General features: G+C 34.0%; 21 protein-coding genes and 1 tRNA gene. 11 read left to right on the plus strand and 11 right to left on the minus strand.

Annotation, left to right across the window (positions count from 1 at the left end):
* From CA2559_RS04185 to CA2559_RS04210, 6 genes are read left to right on the plus strand one after another with little or no spacing between them, the layout of a single operon-like run.
* Window positions 1-3,216, plus strand: coding sequence for a SusC/RagA family TonB-linked outer membrane protein (locus tag CA2559_RS04185; RefSeq protein ID WP_013186598.1), 3,216 nt, complete (start codon window positions 1-3; stop codon window positions 3,214-3,216).
* Window positions 3,217-3,251: 35 nt separating this feature from the next.
* Window positions 3,252-4,691, plus strand: coding sequence for a SusD/RagB family nutrient-binding outer membrane lipoprotein (locus CA2559_RS04190; RefSeq protein WP_013186599.1), 1,440 nt, complete (start codon window positions 3,252-3,254; stop codon window positions 4,689-4,691).
* A gap of 29 nt (window positions 4,692-4,720) precedes the next feature.
* The gene (locus CA2559_RS04195) at window positions 4,721-6,055 is read left to right on the plus strand and encodes an SLC5/6 family protein (RefSeq protein WP_013186600.1); all 1,335 of its coding nucleotides are present in this window, start codon (window positions 4,721-4,723) and stop codon (window positions 6,053-6,055) included.
* Window positions 6,040-6,864 carry a metallophosphoesterase family protein gene (locus CA2559_RS04200; RefSeq protein WP_013186601.1) on the plus strand — a complete coding sequence of 275 codons (825 nt, stop codon included), beginning with the start codon at window positions 6,040-6,042 and terminating at the stop codon, window positions 6,862-6,864. The genes CA2559_RS04195 and CA2559_RS04200 overlap by 16 nt, the downstream gene beginning before the upstream one ends.
* 60 nt (window positions 6,865-6,924) lie before the next feature.
* The gene (locus CA2559_RS04205) at window positions 6,925-8,235 is read left to right on the plus strand and encodes a hydroxymethylglutaryl-CoA reductase, degradative (RefSeq protein ID WP_013186602.1); all 1,311 of its coding nucleotides are present in this window, start codon (window positions 6,925-6,927) and stop codon (window positions 8,233-8,235) included.
* Window positions 8,236-8,237: 2 nt separating this feature from the next.
* On the plus strand, window positions 8,238-9,164 hold the full coding sequence (locus CA2559_RS04210) for a GYDIA family GHMP kinase (protein ID WP_013186603.1): 927 nt from the start codon (window positions 8,238-8,240) through the stop codon (window positions 9,162-9,164).
* A 50-nt stretch (window positions 9,165-9,214) separates the two neighbouring features.
* On the opposite strand, the gene CA2559_RS04215 is transcribed toward CA2559_RS04210, so the two are convergent.
* From CA2559_RS04215 to CA2559_RS04245, 7 genes are all read right to left on the minus strand, one after another.
* Window positions 9,215-11,317, minus strand: a complete 2,103-nt coding sequence (locus CA2559_RS04215) for a peptidylprolyl isomerase (protein WP_013186604.1) — start codon at window positions 11,315-11,317, stop codon at window positions 9,215-9,217.
* Window positions 11,318-11,413: 96 nt separating this feature from the next.
* Window positions 11,414-12,703: a hemolysin family protein gene (locus tag CA2559_RS04220; RefSeq protein WP_013186605.1), complete on the minus strand. Its 1,290-nt coding sequence runs from the start codon at window positions 12,701-12,703 to the stop codon at window positions 11,414-11,416.
* Entirely contained in the window at window positions 12,703-12,897 is a 195-nt protein-coding gene (locus tag CA2559_RS04225; RefSeq protein ID WP_013186606.1) for a hypothetical protein, read from the minus strand. Before CA2559_RS04225 ends, CA2559_RS04220 begins: the two co-directional genes overlap by 1 nt.
* A 31-nt stretch (window positions 12,898-12,928) precedes the next feature.
* The gene (gene lptC / locus CA2559_RS04230; RefSeq protein ID WP_013186607.1) at window positions 12,929-13,495 is read right to left on the minus strand and encodes an LPS export ABC transporter periplasmic protein LptC; all 567 of its coding nucleotides are present in this window, start codon (window positions 13,493-13,495) and stop codon (window positions 12,929-12,931) included.
* A gap of 1 nt (window position 13,496) precedes the next feature.
* Entirely contained in the window at window positions 13,497-14,873 is a 1,377-nt protein-coding gene (locus CA2559_RS04235; protein WP_013186608.1) for a tetratricopeptide repeat protein, read from the minus strand.
* Window positions 14,874-14,887: 14 nt separating this feature from the next.
* On the minus strand, window positions 14,888-16,141 hold the full coding sequence (locus CA2559_RS04240) for a membrane protein (RefSeq protein ID WP_013186609.1): 1,254 nt from the start codon (window positions 16,139-16,141) through the stop codon (window positions 14,888-14,890).
* Window positions 16,138-16,869 carry a type III pantothenate kinase gene (locus CA2559_RS04245; RefSeq protein WP_013186610.1) on the minus strand — a complete coding sequence of 244 codons (732 nt, stop codon included), beginning with the start codon at window positions 16,867-16,869 and terminating at the stop codon, window positions 16,138-16,140. Before CA2559_RS04245 ends, CA2559_RS04240 begins: the two co-directional genes overlap by 4 nt.
* Window positions 16,870-16,966: 97 nt before the next feature.
* On the opposite strand from CA2559_RS04245, the gene CA2559_RS04250 reads away from it, so the two are divergent.
* Window positions 16,967-17,039: transfer RNA gene (locus CA2559_RS04250), tRNA-Phe, on the plus strand.
* Between the two features lie 115 nt (window positions 17,040-17,154).
* Here the strand turns inward: CA2559_RS04250 and CA2559_RS13805 are convergent.
* Complete coding sequence (locus tag CA2559_RS13805; RefSeq protein WP_013186611.1) at window positions 17,155-17,319, minus strand: hypothetical protein; 165 nt, start codon at window positions 17,317-17,319, stop codon at window positions 17,155-17,157.
* A gap of 317 nt (window positions 17,320-17,636) precedes the next feature.
* On the opposite strand from CA2559_RS13805, the gene CA2559_RS04255 reads away from it, so the two are divergent.
* Window positions 17,637-18,143 carry a hypothetical protein gene (locus CA2559_RS04255; protein ID WP_013186612.1) on the plus strand — a complete coding sequence of 169 codons (507 nt, stop codon included), beginning with the start codon at window positions 17,637-17,639 and terminating at the stop codon, window positions 18,141-18,143.
* 5 nt (window positions 18,144-18,148) lie between these two features.
* The gene (locus CA2559_RS04260; protein ID WP_013186613.1) at window positions 18,149-18,391 is read left to right on the plus strand and encodes a hypothetical protein; all 243 of its coding nucleotides are present in this window, start codon (window positions 18,149-18,151) and stop codon (window positions 18,389-18,391) included.
* Between the two features lie 336 nt (window positions 18,392-18,727).
* Here the strand turns inward: CA2559_RS04260 and CA2559_RS04265 are convergent, their stop codons facing one another.
* The 3 genes from CA2559_RS04265 to CA2559_RS04275 are packed head-to-tail and all read right to left on the minus strand — an operon-like array spanning window position 18,728 to window position 20,105.
* Window positions 18,728-18,967, minus strand: coding sequence for a hypothetical protein (locus CA2559_RS04265; RefSeq protein WP_013186615.1), 240 nt, complete (start codon window positions 18,965-18,967; stop codon window positions 18,728-18,730).
* A 2-nt stretch (window positions 18,968-18,969) separates the two neighbouring features.
* The gene (locus tag CA2559_RS04270; RefSeq protein ID WP_013186616.1) at window positions 18,970-19,515 is read right to left on the minus strand and encodes a hypothetical protein; all 546 of its coding nucleotides are present in this window, start codon (window positions 19,513-19,515) and stop codon (window positions 18,970-18,972) included.
* Entirely contained in the window at window positions 19,512-20,105 is a 594-nt protein-coding gene (locus CA2559_RS04275; protein WP_013186617.1) for a recombinase family protein, read from the minus strand. The genes CA2559_RS04270 and CA2559_RS04275 overlap by 4 nt, the downstream gene beginning before the upstream one ends.
* A gap of 162 nt (window positions 20,106-20,267) precedes the next feature.
* Between CA2559_RS04275 and CA2559_RS04280 the strand changes: the two genes are divergently transcribed.
* Entirely contained in the window at window positions 20,268-21,281 is a 1,014-nt protein-coding gene (locus CA2559_RS04280) for a hypothetical protein (RefSeq protein ID WP_013186618.1), read from the plus strand.
* Window positions 21,282-21,448: 167 nt separating this feature from the next.
* The gene (locus CA2559_RS04285) at window positions 21,449-22,477 is read left to right on the plus strand and encodes a hypothetical protein (RefSeq protein WP_041240907.1); all 1,029 of its coding nucleotides are present in this window, start codon (window positions 21,449-21,451) and stop codon (window positions 22,475-22,477) included.
* Window positions 22,478-22,481 lie beyond the last annotated feature (4 nt).

Genomic DNA, 22,481 nt, shown 5'->3' on the forward strand with positions numbered 1-22,481 from the left:
ATGAAACAACTTTTCATTGGCTTTGCGTTATTGCTTTCTGCAATGAGCTTTGCCCAAACTACTATTACCGGAACTGTTACAACCACAGCTTCTGGAGAAACAGTGCCATTTGTAAATGTTATTTTAAATAATAGCACGACAGCTACAACTACAGATGATAATGGCCGCTACAGTATCGACATAAATTCAGAATTAGATGTCCTTAAATTTTCTGCTTTAGGCTTTATTTCTCAATCTATAACAGTTGGTAACAAGACCATAATAAATGTAGCATTAGAAGAATCTACAACAGACCTAAATGAAATTGTAATTACGGCTTTAGGATTTAAACGAGAAACCAAAGAGTTAGGATATGCCGTACAAAGTTTAGGTAGTGATGATATTCAAGAAGTTAAAGCTGTAAATTTTCTAGATAATTTAAGCGGAAAATTAGCAGGTGTTACTATAAGTCAAGGAGCAACAGGTGTTGGTTCTACTTCAAAAATAACAATACGAGGTGAGGCTTCATTTTCTAATAACAATCCCTTATTTGTTGTAGACGGTACACCTATTAATAATAATACGGTTTTTAATTTCACAAATGAAGCAGCAGCAGGTTTTCAAGAAGTAGATTTTGGTAATGGTGCTATGGAGGTTAATCCAGATGATATCGCTTCGGTTTCAGTATTAAAAGGACCAAGTGCAGCAGCACTTTATGGTACTAGAGCATCTAACGGCGTTATTGTTATAGAAACTAAGAATGGAGCAAACAAAAAAGGCTTAGGAGTAAGTTATAATACCAGCCTTTTTATAGATACTGCATTTAGGTTGCCAGATTTTCAAAATGAGTACGGCCAAGGAAATTCTGGAGAGTTTGAATATGTAGATGGCTTAGGTGGCGGTATAAACGATAATATAACATATTCTTGGGGGCCAAGGTTAGACCAAGGCTTACTCATACCACAGTTTGACAGTCCTGTTGTACTTGCTAATGGCACAATTGTAAGAGGTGGCGATACTTCTGTTTATGATGGCCAACCAATAACTCCTACAGCATTTAATTCAAATCCTGATAACCTTAAGGATTTTTATGAGACAGGTGTAACAACTATTAACAACCTATCAATAGCTACTGGTTTTAATACTGGAGATTTTAGGTTATCTCTTACAGACTTAAGAAGTGATGGTATTATTCCTGGCGTTAACTTAGACAGACAAACCATATCTACAAAGCTAAATTTTACACCAACTCAAAAAACAAAAATCACGTCTAACATAAGTTATGTAAACTCTCAAAGTGATAATAGACCATCAAATGGATATGGTAGTGAAAATGTAAATTACTCTTTAGTAGCTTGGGGACCAAGATCTTTAAATATAGATAGCTTAAGAGATTACTGGCAACCTGGTTTAGAAGGAGTACAACAATACTCTTTTAACTACACCTTTTTTGACAATCCATATTTTATCCTTTTTGAAAATAGAAATAGTTTTAATAGAGATCGTGTTTTTGGAAATGTTTCTATCAAACATAATTTTACAGAAAAGCTAAGTGTTGCAGTAAGGTCTGGAATGGATTACAGTAATGAAAAACGTCAATTCTTAAGAAATTTTAGTTCAAATAGATTTAAAAATGGTGCGTACGCAGAGCACGATGTTTTTTTTAGAGAAATAAATACAGATATCTTAGTAAACTATCAAGATATTGTTGGAGACCTTTCTTTTGATGTGTCTTTAGGAGGAAACAGATTAGATCAAAATGCATCTACCAAACAATCTCAAGCAACTAATTTAGCACAACCTGGTATATTTAGTCTTAACAATGCAGCTTCTCCTATTGAAGTATTTCAGTTTGAGTCTCAAAAGCGAATCAATTCTATTTATGGCTTGGCAAAATTTGGGTATAAAGACTACCTATTTTTAGACATTACAGGAAGAAACGATTGGTCTAGCGCATTAGCAACTCCTTTTTCGGTAGATGGTACATCTTTCTTTTACCCTTCAGCTTCAGCAAGTTTTATATTGTCTGAGGTAGCAACGCTTCCAAGCATATTTTCTTACGCTCAGCTAAGAGCAAGCATAGCACAAGTAGGTAATGATACTAACCCATACCAAACCTCAGGAACGTTTGTCTCTCAAACCCCATTTAATAGTCAACCTACATTTAGCAATCAGGATTTAATTCCAAATGCAAACCTAAAGCCAGAAAGCACCACATCTTATGAGGCAGGTTTTGATGTTCGTTTTTGGAGAGATCGTCTTAATTTAGATTTTACGTATTATAATGCATTAACTAAAGATCAAATAATATCATTACCAATTGGTATATCCTCAGGATATAACCAACAGGTAGTTAACGGAGGAAAAGTTCGAACAGAAGGTGTTGAAATTATTGCAGGCTTAATACCAATCATAACAGATAAATTTAGGTGGACAACCACATTTAATTTTAGTAAAAGTGTTGCAACTGTTGAAGACTTACCACAAGATGATGGTCGCCTAACTTTAGGCTTAAGTAGAATTTATGACAGTGCTAACCAAACGGTTTTCTTTCAAGTTGAAGAAGGTGGTCGCGTAGGTGATTTTTATGGAACAGGCTATCTTAAAAACGAAAACGGCGATTTTATCCTAACCGATGACGGAAGATATATTGCAGATAATAATTTACAGAAATTTGGAAACTATAATCCAGATTTTATGCTAGGATGGAACAACCAATTCTCCTACGGTAACTGGAATTTGAGCTTCCTTTTTGATTGGAGACAAGGTGGCGAAATTGTATCTAGAACTAGAGCTTTAGGTAATGTAGGTGGACAATTGGCAGAAACTGCTTTTAGACCTGAAGGCGGCATTATAGCTCAAGGTGTTGTAAATACGGGTACTGCAGAAAATCCTAACTATATTCCTAATACAACTGCAGTAACTGCAGAAAGCTACTACCGTCAATTTTATGATAGAAACCACGAAGAAAATAATATATACGATGCCTCTTATTTAAAGCTAAGACAGTTTTCTGTGGGTTATACCTTTAAATTAAATGATGGATTTATAGGACTTAAGGAAGGTGTAGATGTAAACCTTTCTTTAGTTGGAAGAAACTTATTTGCTATTACAGAAAACCCGCATTTTGATCCAGAGCAATTAGCCGTACAAGGACAAAGTTTTGTAAGTGGTGTAGAAGATATGAGTTATGCCACAACAAGAAGTATAGGTTTTAAAGCCGGATTTAATTTCTAATAAACACACTCGTTAGAGTGTTAAACACATACACAATGAAACATTTAGTATACATATTAAGCCTGTTTTGTCTATTAGGATTAAGCAGTTGCACCAAAGATTTCGAAGATATAAACACTAACCCGAATGCACCTAATTCAGTCCAACCAAGTTTATTACTACGTCAAGTAATTTATGATTTTGGTGAGCAGATGAGTTATGAGGGCTTTGTAGCTGGAGATTTACTATCACAACATCGTACAGCACTAGACTTTAATTTGTTTGACAGGCACGCATTAAAATCGCCACAACTAGGAGGAAATCCTTGGCCAATTTTTTATACAAACTTAAGAGATAACGAAATTATTATAAACCAATCTCAGAATGTTGAAACGTTTGCAGTATATGAAGGTCCTGCGCTAATAATGAAAGCTTATATGGCAGGTATCCTAACAGATTTATTTGGAGACGTTCCTTATTCAGAAGCATTTAATGGTATAGATGGTACAGTAAAACCTAGTTATGACTTACAGGAAAATATATACAATGCAGAAGATGGCATATTTGATAATCTAGAAAAAGGAGTTGCAGCAATTAATGCATACCAAGGCGCAATACCTTTAGAAGGAGACATTCTTTTTAACGGAAATCTTCAGGCTTGGATAAAATTTGCAAATTCATTAAAAATTAAACACTTAATGAGAGTGTCTAATAAAATGGATGTGTCTTCAGAGTTACAAGCAATTTTTAATGAAGGCAATTATATTTCTTTAAACTCAGAAAATGCAATATTCAATTTTACAGCAACAGAACCAAACAGTTTTAGGCTAGCACAACTTAGAATAGGAGATTTTAACAATTTTGTTTTATCTGAAACTATGGAAAATGTACTTCAAGATCTAGAAGACCCAAGATTAGGAACATTTTTTAGACCGTTCGATAATTCAGATTCTGGAGGATTTAACGGCTTAATTAATGGGATAGATGCTTCTCAAACAAGTATTGCACTAGCAGATTATTCAAGAGCTGGCACATTATTTAGAGAAGACACGTCTGGCTTAGATGCTAACTTTTCAACAGCTTGGGAAACAAATTTTTTCTTAGCAGAAGCTGCAGAACGTGGAATAATAACAGCTAACGCTCAACAACTATACGAAATAGGTGTACAGCAAGCTTTTGAGTTTTGGCTTACAGATCTTCCAGAAACATATTTAACTACTGGAAATGCTGCTTACAACACAGGAAACAACTTATCGCAGATTCTAACCCAAAAATGGATAGCTAATATCATAAACGGTTATGAAGGTTGGACAGAATGGCGCCGAACAGGTTTCCCAGAATTTATGCCTGTAGATGCTAGCTTAAATGATGGGCTTATTCCTGTAAGAATGCCCTATCCATCTGAGGAAGAAGCTCTAAATGCAGATAATTATAATGAAGCTGCAACTGCTACAAATGGGAACAGTATTAATGCAGAAGTTTGGTGGAACGAGTAATTATTGGCTTTGCCTAAAAATTAAAACGTATGAGTGTAGAGTACTGGCAATGGATTTTAGTAATAGGCTCAAGTCTGTTATTATTTTTCTTATCACCATTAGCAAAAAATGCATCAGAGTTTTTTAAAGCAACTCACCGCAAAAAGGCTCCTAACGCATTAATGCTAACAGGAAGCCTTATAATCTCTTGGATTTTTGCTAAAAGCATTACCAATGCTGCAAACTTAGGATTAGATTATGGTATTGTTGGTGGTGTTGCATATGCTGGTTATTACTTAAGTTTTGCTGTTGCTGGTTTAATAATATATAAGATTAGAGTAAAAGGTGGCTTTAGCAGCATACACGAGTTTTTAACTACAAAATTTGGAAAAGGTGCTGTTGCACTTTTCTCTATACTTATATGTATACGTTTATTTAATGAGGTGTGGAGCAACACCATAGTTATAGGAACTTATTTTGGAGATCAAGGTACACAAGCTTATTATTGGTCAATCTTAATATTCACAGCGCTTACATTAGCCTATGCATTAAAAGGCGGTTTAAGTAGTTCTATTTTTACAGATGTTATACAAATGGGGCTTTTTGCCATTTTACTCTCAGTTATTTTAGGCGTAATATTTACAGCAGAAGATTTTACCATAAAAGATGCCGCTACTTCTGGAACTTGGTCGTTAGACTTAGGTCTTAATTTATTTTTTGCAGCACTCATACAGTCGTTTAGTTACCCGTTTCACGACCCTGTTCTTACAGATCGTGGTTTTTTGAGTTCACCAAAAGTTACACGGCGTAGTTTTATAATGGCAAGTATATTGGGCGCTATATGCATTATAATGTTTAGCATTATTGGGGTGTATGCACAAAGTGAAGGTTTTAAGGGTCAAGCAGCAGTTGAGGTTGGTAAGGCATTTGGTGTGGTTATATTATTGGTTATTAATTTTATTATGATTACTTCTGCAGCGTCAACATTAGACTCTACGTTTTCATCATTTTCTAAATTATTGGCTGTAGATCTTAATTTAGGAAACACATTAAAATTTGGTCGTTTGGCAATGATAGCAGTTGCTATCTTAGGAACCATACCAGTTTTTTTAGATGCTGAAATATTATCTGCTACCACAATTTCTGGAACTATGGTTATTGGGCTTACACCTGTTTTCTTATTCTGGAATATAAAGGTTCCTAAACTAAGCTTTTACCTAAGTGTGTGTTGCGGATTAGTATTTGGCTTTTTACTTGTTTTTGGCTGGTTTCCTGAAGCTCTTAAATTTTCAACCGGAAAATATGCAGATTTACTCTGGATTAATGTCTGGGGAATACTATGTTGTATGATGTTATATATGTTACCAAAATGGATAAAAAATTAACAGATTTAGGGACTGTAAAAGGTAAAATGCTTTTGTTTGGAGGCGTTTACAGCAATTTACAAGCTCTTGAAGAACTTATAAGAATTGCAGATAAACAAGGTATACCGCCAGAAAATTGTATTTGTACTGGAGATATCGTTGGGTATTGTGCGCAACCAGAAGAGGTTGTTCAGACATTTAAAAAATGGGGCGCTAGGAGTATATTAGGTAATGTAGAGATACAGCTTCGTGATGGTGCAGAAGATTGCGGTTGTGATTTTAGAGAAGGTTCTAGATGCGATGGCTTTTCTCAACTTTGGTTTCCATATGCGCAAAGCAAACTCAGCAAATCCTCTTTAGATTATATAGCATCGCTTCCAGACCATATAACATTTAACTACGCTGGAAACCAAGTGGGCATTTTACATGGGTCATATTTTAATGTATCAGAGTTTATATACAAATCAACTAACTGGGAAGTTAAAGCACCAAACTTTTCAAAATTAAATGCAGATATAATTGTTGGTGGCCATTGTGGCTTGCCTTTTCAGCATTTGGAAAATGAAAAGTACTGGTTAAATCCTGGCGTTATTGGTATGCCTGCAAATGATGGTGAGCCACACGTTTGGTATATGACTTTTAATGACGATGGCTTATTTAAATACAACCATCATACCCTTAAGTACAATTATAAATTAACAAGCTCTTTAATGCAAAATGGATTGTTGCCAGAAGAGTATGCCAGAACCATAATTACAGGCATTTGGGATAACACAGAAATACTACCTGCTTATGAAAGTGGCCTGCAAGGGTTTGGTATTGTGCTTTAAAGAGGTTAGTGCAAAAGAAACTAACCAAAACAATTATCTTTGCAGTCTTAAACTATTACTATGAGTAAAACCATTACTGGGTTTTCTAAGCTAAGCAAAGAAGAAAAAATTGACTGGCTAGTTACTACGTTTTTCGAAAAAAGTTCAAGCGCTGTACATATACTTAAACAATACTGGAACACCAATCAACAGTTACAACAACTGCATGACGAGTTTACAGAAAACACAATTTCAAATTACTATTTACCTTTTGGTGTAGCACCAAACTTTTCAATAAACGGAAAAAACTATGCTATACCAATGGCAATAGAAGAAAGCTCTGTTATAGCAGCAGCAAGTAATGCCGCAAAATATTGGTTAAATAGAGGTGGCTTTAAAGCAGAAGTTTTAGATACTCAAAAAGTAGGGCAGGTTCATTTTACATTTCAAGGAAGTGCAGAAATATTAAAGTCTTTTTTCTCTGAAGTTAAACCTAAATTACTGGCCTCTGTAGCAGCACTCACTAAGAATATGAAAAAGCGCGGAGGTGGCGTTTTAGATATTTCATTAGTTAATAAAACTGAAGCTTTACAAGGGTATTACCAATTACATTGCACATTTGAGACGGTTGACTCTATGGGCGCGAACTTTATAAACAGTTGTTTAGAGCAATTTGCTGAAACTTTTAAGACTGAAGCGTCTTCATATGCAGCATTTAATGAGGAGTTACCACATATCGTAATGAGTATTCTTTCTAACTATGTCCCTAATTGTATTGTTAGAGCAGAAGTCTCTTGTCCTGTTGAAGAGCTTTCAGATTCTAAAATTCCTGACGGAAAAGAGTTTGCTGAAAAATTTATACAAGCCATTAATATTGCAGAAATTGAACCTTTTAGAGCCGTTACTCATAATAAGGGAATAATGAACGGAATAGATGCAGTTGTGCTCGCAACAGGAAATGACTTTAGAGCTGTTGAAGCAGGCATACACGCCTATGCTTCTAAAGATGGACAATATTCTAGCCTTACACACGCAAGTATAGATAATGGTATATTTAAATTCTGGATGGAAGTACCTTTAGCCTTAGGAACCGTAGGTGGCTTAACAAGTTTACATCCTTTAGTAAAGTTAGCATTGCAATTATTAGGAAGTCCTAATGCAAAAGAATTAATGAAGATTGTTGCAGTTGCTGGATTGGCTCAAAACTTTGCTGCTATAAAATCTTTAACTACAACAGGAATACAGCAAGGCCACATGAAAATGCATTTAATGAATATTTTAAATCAGTTTAATGCTACTGCAGATGAAAAAACAGCAATGGTAAAACACTTTACTACAAATACTGTTAGCCATAGTGCAGTGGTTGATGCACTGGAAACTTATAGGTCTTAACTATGGTAGTAGAAAACCCTAAATATTTTTACAGTCCAGGTAAATTATTACTTACTGGAGAATATGTGGTTTTAGATGGTGCTAAATCTTTAGCAATCCCTACAACATTTGGTCAAACACTTAAAATAACTTCTATTCCAGAACAGGTTTTGCGTTGGCAAAGTGTAGATGTAAATAATAATATTTGGTTTCAAGCAGATTTTGAATTAGATACAACCTCAAAAGTAGTCACTAACTCAACTCTTGAAGTTGCCCAACGGCTTACACAAGTCTTACAAGTTGTTTGTGATTTAAATGATGGCTTTAAAGATAACTTTAAAGGAACACTTGCAATTACAGAGCTTGAATTTCCAAATAATTGGGGTTTAGGTAGTTCTTCTACGTTAATTAATAACTTAGCCAACTGGGCACAGGTTGATGCCTTTAAGTTACTTAAGCAAACCTTTGGAGGCAGCGGTTACGATATTGCTTGTGCACAACATAGAACACCAGTTTTGTATCAACTAAATGAAGGCTTAAACATTAGTACAGAGGTTTCTTTTAAGCCATCCTTTCATAAAGAGCTGTTCTTTGTACATCTTAATAAAAAGCAAAACAGTAGAGACTCAATAAAGCATTATAGAAGTGTTCCTAAAGATACCTTACGTAATGTATTGTCGAAAATTTCTAAATTAACAGAACGAGTTTTAACTGCTAATTCAGTTCAGGAGTTTTCAGATACTTTAAATAAGCACGAAACTATAATTTCGCAACTTATTAAAACACCTACAATTAAGGAACAGCTATTTTCAGACTATCCTAAAACTATTAAAAGTTTAGGAGGTTGGGGTGGCGACTTTGTCTTAGTAGTAGGAAACCCAGAAGATAAAATCTATTTTAAGGAAAAAGGATACCATACTATTTTATCTTTCGCTGAAATGATTGCATAAAAAAACCTCCAACTTTAAATTGGAGGTTTTTTTTATGAATTAAGATTCTACTAGTAAAATCTAGATCTATTATCTTCAATCTCTGTAGCTTCTTTTAAAGCATTGTAAGCTTTAGTGTTTACTCCAGATGTTCTTTTATTAGATTCCTGAAATGAAAACGCTTTGTAGTTGTCTAATGGTGTAGCTTCGTTACGCTTTACAACTTTAACAACATACACTCCATTTTTACCTTGTAATGGAGCACTTGTAGCACCTTCTTTAAGGCTAAACGCTGCGCCAACAACTTCTGGCTCATTACCAGCACCTGTTAATGTTGGACTTTTAAGGTTTAGAGCGTTAGAAGTTTGAATTTGCACGCCTTGGTTTTGAGCAATTTCTGCTAAAGTATTTCCTTTAATACGAGATTTAAGAATCTCTGCTTTCTTATTATTCTTGATAATTGGAGTAGCAGTGATTGATGCATCTTCAACATTCATTAACCCTTTTTCATTCTCTCCAGTTACTTGCACTACAACATATCCTTGAGGAACGTCAAAACGCTTAACATCTCCAACATTAGTTTCTTCATTAAATGCCCAGCTTACAATAGAACGTTGTCTACCAACTCCAGGAATATTTTCATCTAAAGCTTTAACACCTTTTACTGGTCTAGCAGTAAGATCACTAGATTTAGCTAACTCTGCAAAATCACCTTTACTAGCTGCGATTTCAAACTTAGTTGTTTCAGCAAATAAATCGTTAGTAGTTTTTTCTGAAGCTTCAATCTCTCTTACAATTGTTGCAAGTTTAACAGCTTTTTCTTTATCTGTTTGTTCTTGTATGTCTATAATATGAAATCCGAATTGAGATTTTACAACTCCAAGATCTCCTTCATTATTTTGAAAAACATAATCATTAAATACAGGAACCATACGACCTGGTGTAAAGAAGCCTAAATCTCCACCTTTTGCACCTGAAACCTTATCTGCTGAATAGGTAGTTGCAAAATCTGTAAACTTATTACGATCTCTTCTTAATACAGATGCAAGGCTATCTGCAAGTTGCTTAGCTTCTTCTTCTGTACGTTCAACATCTGTAGCAGTTTGTAAACCTGTATAAGATATTAGTATGTGTCTTGCCTTAGCAGAATCTGGCATAGACTTAGTGTCTTCTAGTCTAGAAAGCTTTAAAGTGTTACCATCTCTGTATGGGCCATAAACCTCACCTTTATTTAAGTTGAATAATTCATCTGCAAAATCTTTAGGAAGGTTTTTTTTAAACTTGTAGTTACCATCGTAACGCACATCTGAGTTTGCATTAACAAAAGTCTCTAAGTTTTTAGAGTTTTTTAATCCTAAAAGTGTGTCACCAGACTCTACTCTGTTTTCTGCCATTGCAGCAACTTCAGCTTTCATGTCTTCTACATCTGCATCTGAAGCTTTTTCTTCAAATAAAACATATTGTAAATCTCTACCAGCTTCGACAGTATACTTATCTGGGTGAGCTTTTATATATGCTTTAATTTCATCTTTGCTTACTTGTGCTTCACTTTCATCAACAGCTGTCCAAGGTATTTTTACATATTCTACATCAACAGTATTGTTTTCTAGTAAGTATGCTTGCTTACCTTCTAATAATGTTGCACCAACACCAGCTTTAATCATATTAAAGTACTGAGTTTCTTTAGCTGCTAAAGCAACTTGGTCTTCGTAGTTTTTCCACTGTTCGTAAGCTTGAGGAGAACTCGCTTTAATGTTAGCTAAATATTCTTGAAGTTTTTGCTCGCTAAACGTACCATTCTCATCAGAAAATGTAGGGTTACCTTCTAATTGTAAAGCCATTGTTGCTTTTAATTGTTCTGGGCTAACCTCTATACCTAGCTTTTCAAATTGCTGTGCCAATACTACTTCTCTAACTTTTGCATCGTAAACTCTGTTTACTGCTTGCATAGTAGATGCATTTGGTCCTAGTTGCTTAGAATATAAGTCAACTTGTTTAGCAAATTCTGTACGGTCTATATTTTCACCGCCAACTGTAGCTACTGTATTTTCACCTTTACTTGATGAAAAGCCGCCGTTTCTGATAACATCTGCTAATACAAATGAAAATAACGCCAATGCTATAATGATGATCAAGAAGATTGAGCGTTCTCTAATTTTGTTTAATACTGCCATTGTAATTTATTCTTTTGTCTTGAATAGTGGGCGAAAATAAGGTTTTAGCACATAACATGAAAGAAAATGTGTGTAAAAGTTACACAGTGTAAAGACCTAGTTTTCTTGGAGGTTATGTAGCTCTACTAGTTCTATTTTTGTGTTAGAAACTTCAAGAATGTGTAGTTTAAAGTTTTCAATTTCTACAATTCCGCCTTGTTCTGGAATGTCTTCTGTAAAGTGAACAATCATACCACCTAGGGTTTCATAATTTTCACTTTCAGGTAACTCTAGCTTATAGGCTTCATTAATATAATCTACTTCTAATCGAGCAGAAAATTTATACACATTATCGTTAAGTACTTCTTCAGTAAGTATTACAGAATCATGTTCATCTTCTATCTCGCCAAATAATTCTTCTACAATATCTTCAACGGTAATCATACCGCTTGTACCACCATACTCATCTATAACTACAGCAATACTTTTTCTCTTTTTTATAAGTGTATTAAGAATATCCTTTATTAGCATAGTTTCAGGTACGAAAACTACTGGCATTAGAATTTCTTTTACCGTTTTAGGTTGCTTAAAAAGTTCGAATGAATGTACGTAACCTATAATATCGTCATTTGTGTCTTTGTACACTAGTATTTTAGATAGGCCTGTGTCTGTAAATAATTTAATTAGATCTTTAGGTTCTGTTGTAATATCAACAGCAACAATCTCTGTACGAGGAATCATTACTTCTCTAGATTTTACTTCTGAAAACTCCAAAGCATTTTGAAAAATCTGTATTTCACTATCTACTTCTTCATGTTCCTCGATAGCCTCCATTTGTTCTGTAATGTAGTTGCCGAGCTCTACTTTACTAAAGGCTAGTTGTACTTCATCTCCATCTGTTTTAAAGAATTTTTTTAATACAAGGTCTGAGACCCATATTACAAACGATGAAATAAAGCCAAATAAGATATAAAATACATATGCTGGTGCAGCAAATATCTTAAGTAAAGAATTGGCATAAATTTGAAAGAAGACTTTTGGTAAAAACTCTGCAGTAAGTAAAATTACGAGTGTAGAAATTATAGTTTGGGTGAGTAAACTAAGGTCTACAAAAATATATCGAAGTATCTCATTTTCTACAGGAAGCATGTTTTGAAACAATGCCAAGAGTAAATCGCCCATAAAAAATCCATAGATAACTAGGGCAATGTTATTGCCAACCAACATGGTTGCAATAAATTTTGAAGGTTTTTTGGTAAGACGTCTTAGGATATTGGCCAAGAAGCCTGCTTGCATCTTCTCTATTTCAATATGTATTTTGTTAGAAGATACATAAGCTATTTCCATTCCTGAGAAGAAAGCAGAAAGGATAAGAGATAAAACAATGATAATGATTTCAGAATGCATTATTCTTGGCGATTGTTATCTTCAATTTTACGCCTAAATTTTCTTTTAAAAAAGAATAAAAATAGCGCAACTGCAGCAAAAGCAAGAAGCATATAAGATCTGCCTCTGTCTGTTGCCCATATGCTTATAGCTTCACCAATAAACCAAACGGCTATGGCAATATAAGCGTATTCAAAAAATTTATAGAGTTTCATAATACTGTACAATAAGGTTGTAAAAGTACAGCTATTTTTCTTCTTCTTCTAAATACATGACACCAACGTCTGATCTGGATAGAAATTTGGTGAAATCCTTATTGCTGTCAAATCCTTCACCATTTGTGGTAGAGCCACTAGGAAACAATGCAGTATAAGGTTGGTCTGTAAAGACCCATTGCTTTTGTTGGTCATAATATAATTGTTCTGCGTAGACAATTGTACTATCGCTAGTAACAATTTTTACATTTCCTTGTAAATCTATTAAGCCCGTTGGTTCATAGATTATTCCATAATCTGCATAAACTGTATTCTTTTTGTTACTGTCATCAAAAAAATCTACTGTTAATCCATCTGGAAATTCCCGATATGGAAATTCTTGATTTGAGTAATCCTTAAGTTTAGCACTTTTAAGGTTGGCTACCACTTTGCCAGAATCTGTATAAAAAAGATTTATCTCTTGTCCAATTGCCTGTGGGCCATCCTGTAATAACTCAAAGCTACGAACCTCGTTTAATTTTCCTTTACAAGAAAAAAGCATTGCTATAACAAAAGTTACAGCAATGCTCTTTATATATATATTATATGTGTTTTGCATTTTACAAGTTAGGAACCTTCACAGAAGATCCAATCCAGCATCCTATATTTACTGTCTTTCCAGCCATGTTTGCTGAGAAGATATCAGATTTTTGTGGAGCTCTACCTCTGTAAGCTGCAGCAGCTTGATCTGCATTACTCTTAATTGAAGGATCTACACGACCAGCTTTAGACGCCATATCTGCAGCTAACCAATATACAGATCTCTTTTCAAAAGAAGTACCACCACAGTTGTTTACACTTTTAGCGTACATATCTGCAATTTTTAAGTATGCAACACCTAATGAAGGCTTGTTTTGTAACGCTTTGTTGTAAAAGCTCCTTGCAGTACTGTAGCTACCTTTAGCTTTAGCGCTTTCTGCCAATCTGTAGTATACTTTAGCTCTCTTAGTTGGGTCTGTCTGTAACTCGGCAGACTCGTTGTAATATTTAAGCGCTTTAGTCATATTTCCAGCTTGCTCTTCTAATCTACCTAAGTAGAACGCAGAATCTGCAGAAGGCTCATTGGTGTGTAATGCTTCAACTAGTTTCTTAAATAAAGGATCATCTGTACAATCTTTACCACTTAAACGACCAGCAGCACTTTTTAACCAGTTGCTATCAGTTTTCTTTTCTTCAAACTGTCCTTGGTATAAAGGGATAAGGTTTTCACAATCTGCAATTTTTCCAAACTTACCGTTAATACTTCCAGCTACTACACTGTAGTTTTTAAGATAAATTTCTCCATTCTTAAGACTAATCTTTTCAGATCTGTTAAGAGACTCTTGGTTATCTTGCTTTTCAATAAGAGGAGTTACTTTAACAGCTAACTCATCATTTTCTTTTTCAATTTTAGTGATTACCTCATCATATTTATCAAACACTTCTTGAAGATCTTTTTTACCAGCTTCTTGAAGGTCTATTAATAAAGAAAAGTAAGTAAGTAAACCTTTAGGACTTTTAAAAGATGCCTTATCTGTAGTCCAAGCTTTATCAAAAGCAGCATATTGCTCTTCTGTAGTACCTAATTTGTTATCGTACATTACTTGTGCTATATCTGCAAGAACATCTCCCTTATCTACTTTAGGGTCATTCTCAAAATATTTAAGTTTTGCTTGATGTGCAGCAATTAAATTTTCTGCATTTTGCTTTTTATTAGCTTCTGTGCTTTTATCTAAAAAATGCTTGTACATACGCACACCATATTGGTATGTTGCTAATGAGTATGAAGGGCAGTCTTTCACTAATGTTTCATAGTGAGGTTTTGCTGCGTCGTATTGCTTATTCTTAGCACTTGTTGCAAAAAGCGACAATTGTGTTGCACAGTCTGCAGCTTGTGCATTAGTGAACTGTATGCCTAGAAATAAAGCTGTTATTAATAAAGTTGCTTTAGTTTTCATAGTATTTAAAATGGTTAATTAAACTTAGTTTTTTCAAACCACTTGTCATTTAAAGACAAGCCGATTATAATATTGTAAAACGATTCTTTTATTAAGCCTGCATCTGTTGTACCACGTTGTCCGTATTCAAAAGATAGGTTAGCATTTGTAAATAATCGTCCTGCTGGTATACCTACTCCAAAAGATATGCCAAACTCGTTAATGTCTTCTCCTCTTAGGTTTAGACCGGTTTCTTCATATCGTGCTCCAAGCCTATAAACAATTCTGTTTAAGTAACTTGTAAGGTCATTATATTTTGGAATATAAAAACCTCCAACTTTAAATTTAGAGGCGTCGTCAAAAATAACGTCTTCATTATTAAAAGAACGATTATTGAAGTTACTTTTTTGTGAATTTACATACTCAAGGCCTGCATACCACTTATTCGCTTTTCCTATCCCTAATCCTAAACTAATTTCTGAAGGGTTTTTAAAATCTGAATCTTCTAACTCAATATCTTGTCTGTCTGCTACTAATTCTTGTCCTGAGTTACCCACAATTACTGTAGCCAATTCCCTGAAGTTTTCAACATTTATAGTTGTTGAAGGCATATAGGTTGCTGTAGCAGTTAAGTCTAAATTCTCAGTTAACTTAGTGTCGTAAATAGCACCAACCTTAAAACTGAAGCCTAAGAAATCTGATCGGTTAATTTCTCTAGTTCCAAACTGTATGTCGTCTTGAAAGCGAATGCTTTTGTTTTGAATATTTCCAAAGTTATATTGAAAATCTACACCAATGTTAAAGTTGTCTGTAACTTTATAAGCGGTAGAAAGCGCTACTTTATTTAAGCCACCTCTACCAGTAAATTGGTCTGATGAGCTTAATGACTCTCCATTATCAGGTTTTATGTTATAGCCAACTGTTGTGCTAGGATAAACTGAAAGTCCAAATCCTAGTCTACCTGCTGGAAATCCTAATGCTAAATAATCAAAGGTGGTGTGTGAAGCAGACTCAGAAGCATTTGCGTTTTCTAAACTTAAAGATTGGTGACTAGCTCCAACTGAGTAAGCAGTAAGGCGTAATTTCGCGAAACTTGCTGGGTTTTGTAAATTTATGTGAATACTATCACTATAGGCACCCAAACCAGCCATTCCTCGCTGTTCTGCAGTTCCTCTAAATTTAGTTAAACCAATACCATAAAATGAATATGGAGATGAGGTTCCTTCCTGTGCATTTGCCGTCAACACTATACCTAAGAGCGCTACGATTACTACAAATCGTTTAATCATGTGTCTTTGTTAAATTCTAAAATATGGTTTAATCCTTCCAACAAAAAATTAGAGTTGGCAAAGATGCTATTTTTTATACGTTTAGACAAAAAATCAGCGTCTCCACCAGTAAAAATAACTGTTAAATCAGGATATTTTTCTTTATAACGGTTTATAAAACCATCTATTTCATTACAAGTGCCCAAAATGGCACCACTTTGCATACTCTCAGATGTACTTTTCCCTATTAAGTTTACATTATCTGTAGCCTTAAGTAATGGAAGTTTTGCTGTAAATTCATGCATAGCCTTAAAGCGCATTTGTAATCCAGGTGAAATAGAACCTCCATGATATTTATTTGTACTATCAATAAAATCATAAGTTATACAAGTACCTGCATCTATAATTAAGACATTTTCATTTGAATATGCCTTAGCAGATCCAGCTACTAAACCTATACGATCTAAACCTAAAGTTTCTGGCGTATTGTAATTGTTTGTATAAGGGACGCTGGTAAATTGATTAAGTTGCAAAACAATAGTATACTTTTCTAAGAAATTTAAGTGTTCTGTTGGGTAAGTAGACGTGTTAGATATTATAGAATGTGTGATATTAGACCAGTTTTCTAATATTTCTTTAATTTTTTTTTCAATTTCATTAGATGAACAAATTGTTCTTTCCTTAAGGGTAACGTCCTCAAAAACTGCAAGTTTAGTTCTCGAGTTACCTATGTCTATTATCAAATTCATCTTTTTATTTATGGTTTTGTAAAATTACAAACGAATTTTTTAGTCTTTATGTTGTAGGGTTTCAAAATTGATTTTATATTTGCGCTCCTTAATAATAGGTACCTTAGCTCAGTTGGTAGAGCAACGGACTGAAAATCCGTGTGTCCCTGGTTCGATTCCTGGAGGTACCACTTTTAAAAATGTAATTCCCTTGTAGTCAATAGATTGCAAGGGTTTTATTTTTTAACAGCGTTTTTTACAGCGGATTATGAGCTTAAAAGAAAAGGAGCATCTTGCTCCCTGACTTTATTGACCTAGCTTTTTTGCGATATAAACAGGACAGTACATTTTTTTGTTTCCTATTCTTAGCTTATACTTTAAATACCCTTCATTCTCCATTTTAATTAGGGTTGTATCGCTTTTAATCCCAAAAAGCTCCTTCACCTCTTTCGAGGTTAGCAACCTTTTCATATTGTTTAAAATTACTTTTCGATATACCCCAAGTGGGAACGCATAGGGTTATTTGCTCTGAGTATATCTGCCCGCTATTTTACCACTTACTACGATAATAGTAAGAATTTACTATAAAGTGCAAGTAGATTTCTGTAATTCTTTGAAGTGATTTGAAACTTACCTATTGACTTATCGAAAAAAAATGTCCATTGTTTGAAAATAATATAGTTCCTGACGGTCTTTTAAGTTCCGTCTAACTATTTATTTACGAATAAGGAATCAGAAGCAGGGTTTTAGACTTACTGGCTTATGGTTTCACTATATAGCAAAGAGAAATGGAAAAAGAATATTATAGAGTATATGAGATAAGTAAAATGTATAAAATTACTTCTAGGTATGTAAGAACTAAGATTAAACAGTTAAATGATTCTGGTAAATTCAATAATAGAATAGAAAAGGATAGTGAAGGTCAATGGCTCGTCCATCATTTAGCCTTACCGCTATTTAAAAGACAAAGAAAACAGAAACAATCTTATTATGCTTTAACAGTAACCTTCAATAATGATTACACCAATGAAGATGTTGAAACTGTTATGAATTGGGTATGCAACAGGACAGGGTTGAACGATTTGGAGTTTTACTACACTATTGAAAAAGGTTTGAAGACAGATAAGACCCACGTACATTCCTTTACTAACTGTAAGACAAAAAGAAAACTAATTGAGAATTTAAGACTAGGATTCTCTAAAGTAGGGTACAAAGAAGTGCCTGTATATGACCTTGAAGGGTGGAAAAATTACATTACCAAAGAGGGAAATAAAATAATAGAAATTAAAAACTAAAAACTATGGAAACACTAGAAAATAACCCAAGATTGCATTTTCTGCTTAAAGAATTTGTACTAATCAATTACGAATCCGATGCTGACACTTCGGAAAATGTTCTTTTAAGAGAATACAACTTTTTAAATGATACCAATCAACTAAACCTATTGTTCGAGCTTGAAACATTATTAACCCAATGGGATAAGGATAAAAGTTATGATGAGGTGAGGACTGCATACTTCAACCTACCATTGCACCAGAGATAACCTCTCTTATTATAGCCGTCAATGGTTTTCGATATATCACAATCAATATGGCGCAAAAAAAATTTCTGAAATTTTTGTACCAAAATGCACCAAGCGTACGGGTTTAAGACAGGCTATAATTTAATAAATGTTTGATTTTAATAGTGTTAACAGCAATGTAGTCAGACAGCTAAAGATAATATTACTGAAAAATGGATTTAGATGAGAAAATACAGCTAAAGCAAAAGGAACTATCCCTATCGGATAGTCCAGAGAAAAAAAGCCAAATACAACAGGAATTAAAAAAGCTCCAACTGCGTAAAGAGATTGAAGCTATTAAAAGGCGTATAGAGCAGATTAACTAGAAGGGTAAAGGATGGAAGATACTCTATCTTTCATCTCACCTTGTAGTTTTGCTAAAATCTTTGTTTTGTAGGATTCTCGAATTTGATTGTGTTCTACAAAGGCTTCATTGTTATAGCTCCATTGATTTTCATCCCAAAATCGTTTAATTCTGCCATCTTCGTAAAATGTAAAATCATTATCCTTCATTCCGTCACCGATATGAACGGTGCAAATTATATTATCATTTTCCATAACTATTGTCTTCCAATTAATGGGTTAATTTTATTTCTAAGATATGATTCGACTTTTGGTAAAATCATATTGTAATTGACTACTTCAATTTTAACGGTACTAAGTCTAAACTCTGCATCCAACAAATTTTCTCTAGAATGTAGCTTCATTGCGAATGTAGGTTTATGCAACTCTTTATAAAGGTGATTATGAACCCTTCCACCTATTTGTTTTGATTTACCTATGTAAATAGGCATCCATTCCAACAACTCATTATGTGCCTTGATTCTTTTCTTAGTAAAATTTGGTGTAAACTTTCTTTTATAACGTTCGGCTTCCCATCCTTCCTTAAAAGAGGTTAACCAATGGTTGTAATCAAGATTTTCAAAATCTGTTTTTACTTCAAAAAGATAAACTCCCGAATAAACAATATCATTCCAAGGAATATCGTCTTTGGCTGTTCTAGGGGTAAATTCGCAAATAGGCTTGAATACTAAAGATTCTGCTATTGTTGTTATTTGCTTTGCGTGAGCTTTTAAACTATTGTCAACATCATTTAGTGTAATCATACAGCTAAAATAGCTTTAACTTTCTGAACTGTACCTAAAGAGCATTCGGCAATTTTAGCCGTGTCTCTAAGAGAATTGCCCTTTTTTAATGATTTAATTACATTTGGATATTTAGATAAAAATTCTTCTTTAGCTTCAACAGAACCACGAACACGACCTTTGTAAGTGCCTTTTGCCTTTGCAATAGCAATACCTTCACGCTGACGTTCAAGTAAAGTCTCACGTTCCATTTGCGCTACATTACCCATAACACTTATTATGAGATTGAAGGTGCTATTAGGTTTTCCATCAACAAGGCTCGTAATGCCGAGATTGTCAACCATTAGATTAACGCCATTGTCTGTAAAGAATTGAACTGTTTGGAGTATGTCGATGAGGTTTCTACCAAGTCGGTCAATACTAGAAACAGACACGTAAGTAATTTTTCCAGATTTGATATCTTCCGTTAGTTCCTGACCTTTTGGTCTTGTAGTAAAAAGTACTGACCCACTAATTACATCGTTGTAAATGATTTCACCTTTAGCTTGTTTGGCTAATTGACGTTCGATGTTCTGATTTGCTGTACTTATTCTGTTGTATCGTGCCTTCATATCTGAAATATTATAAATCAAAGATACCAGGTTTATTTTGATGTATCAAATTTAGGGTGGTTTTATTTAGTACATTAAAATATATTATAATTACTAATTTGGGTGTTTAAAACTGTACTACGTTTAAATTGTAATCTAAATTTAATACATTATTTTGAGGTCATGACAATTGAAAAATACCAACAACATATTGCTAACCTTATTCAAAACACACCTGTGGTATCAGGAGATGTTTTTGACCCTGAGTTTACACCAGATATAGACGACTATTTAAATACGTTTGAATTTTATCAAGAAGCTTTGAGACAACATGCGGATTTCGGTATTGAACCTGCCTACTTGTTTTTTAGAAACGATTTCAGTTTAAATGCAGGAGCTACGAAAACAGATGATAACATATTTTTAGTTTCCATTAATATGGGAACAATTAACTGGCTTATTACAAGATTAAAGAACAATACGGATTTAGTTACAAGTACAGATGTTAACTTATTTAATATTTTAACTCCGTATCTTGACATACCAATTAATCGCCTACTATACCAATCTTGCTGTCATTATACATTTTATCATGAGATGGCCCATCTTGTTCAAGACTCTGATTTATTACAAGAAACTCTAAGCGAGAATCCAGAAGGAGTTGAGGATTTTAATATAGACCGTCATTTATTAGAGATAGATGCAGACACTTTCAGCGCATTATGTTTAGGAACTCACATAATACAATATTGCGAAAGGATTTTCGGTCAAAACTACAATCGAGAAAATTTGGAAGCTCTAGTCGTAATGTTTTCAATAGGTATTTTTCTATATCTCCTTTCATTTTCGGGAAATTCAGAGCAATTTTATTTGCGTGAATCAACACACCCACATCCTGCAATAAGAATCACTAACTTTTTAATGGTTCTTACACATTATTGCAATAATTCTTTAGAAGCAAGAGATAAAGGCTTCACAATCAATCAAGGTAATATGTTTATTTATGCGATGGAAATTGCAGAGGAGCTTCAAGATTTCTTTTTTGAAAATCAAACTGTATCAACGTTCAGACAGACTATGATTGATAATAGAATAGAAGCAGTAGCATATTTAGGAGATTTAGTTGAAACAAATAATGTTTCAATAGACACCGCAACGCACAAATGGAATCTAAGACATCAAAACCAAAACAATTAGTTTCTAATAGGCTTGACATTTAAGTCAATTAGGGTAAAATTTTATTAAGTTTAAACAAACAGAGAAGATTTTGGTAAAGTGGTTTGTATCCCATGCAACATGATTCATTATCAATCATTTGAAGTATTCTGAGAAAGAGTTAATTTAGACACCTAATTTTAAAAAAAATGGCACATTGTAGAGATTGCAGACATCCAGATATATTCGGAAGCGATGGTAGATGTGAAGCATGTTGGGGTAGCGGAGAAGATGGTATTAAATCTTTAGTGGATGGAGCAATAAGTGCAGTTACAGGTCTTGACCATGAAAAAGCAGATTGCGAGGTTTGTTCTGGTACTGGGCAATGTCAAACTTGTGGAGGAACAGGTTACGTTAAGGACATGCCTGATGAAGATGATATTGAGGTTGATTCCAACATCGCAACGAATTATGATTCGTACAGTTCGGATGACTATGATTACAGCGATTATGACTATGGCTCAACAACCAGTAGTAGCACTTATTCCTCTCCAAGAAGAAAAACAAGTAGCTCACAAAGTGGATATATAATTCCGATTATTATATTGTGTGTTTTATGCTATGGTGGATGGTATCTATACGACAATGTATCACAAAAAAATGAAAGGAAAAGACACTATCAAGAGCTTCAACAAGGGCAGAATAATATAAATCGGCAGGTCTATGTTAATAAAAACAATATCAATATTTATTCTGGAACACGTACACCGAATAGTTTATTAAATACTCAGGTCATTGATAAACTGAACTACAAAAATCAAGTTACAGCAAAGTATTCAATCCTTGGAACGAATTGGGTTTATGTTGATTATATTAAAGGCGGTCAAAGAAATGTCGGTTATGTAAGGCAGAGTGATATCGCTTACGATAAGCACTTTGATAGAACTTATAACGGAAACATTTATTTCAGATTCTCTTACGGAAAGTATCATACTTTAGATTCACAAACGAAGCAAAGTCTGGATGCTACATTCAAAAAAATATCAAAGTATAATGACCCAATCATCGTAGAAATAGCGAATTATGAAAATACAGGTGCTACCATAAATTATCTCTATTCATCTATTCGACCTTTCGCAAAGAAGTATGATATCACAAATATCAAACATAGATTTTTACGACAGAATAAAAATCGTAAAGAGCGCACAAACTATTTCATTGTGAGAACAAATAAATGATTCA

Source organism: Croceibacter atlanticus HTCC2559, assembly GCF_000196315.1.
In the GTDB taxonomy this organism is placed as follows: domain Bacteria; phylum Bacteroidota; class Bacteroidia; order Flavobacteriales; family Flavobacteriaceae; genus Croceibacter; species Croceibacter atlanticus.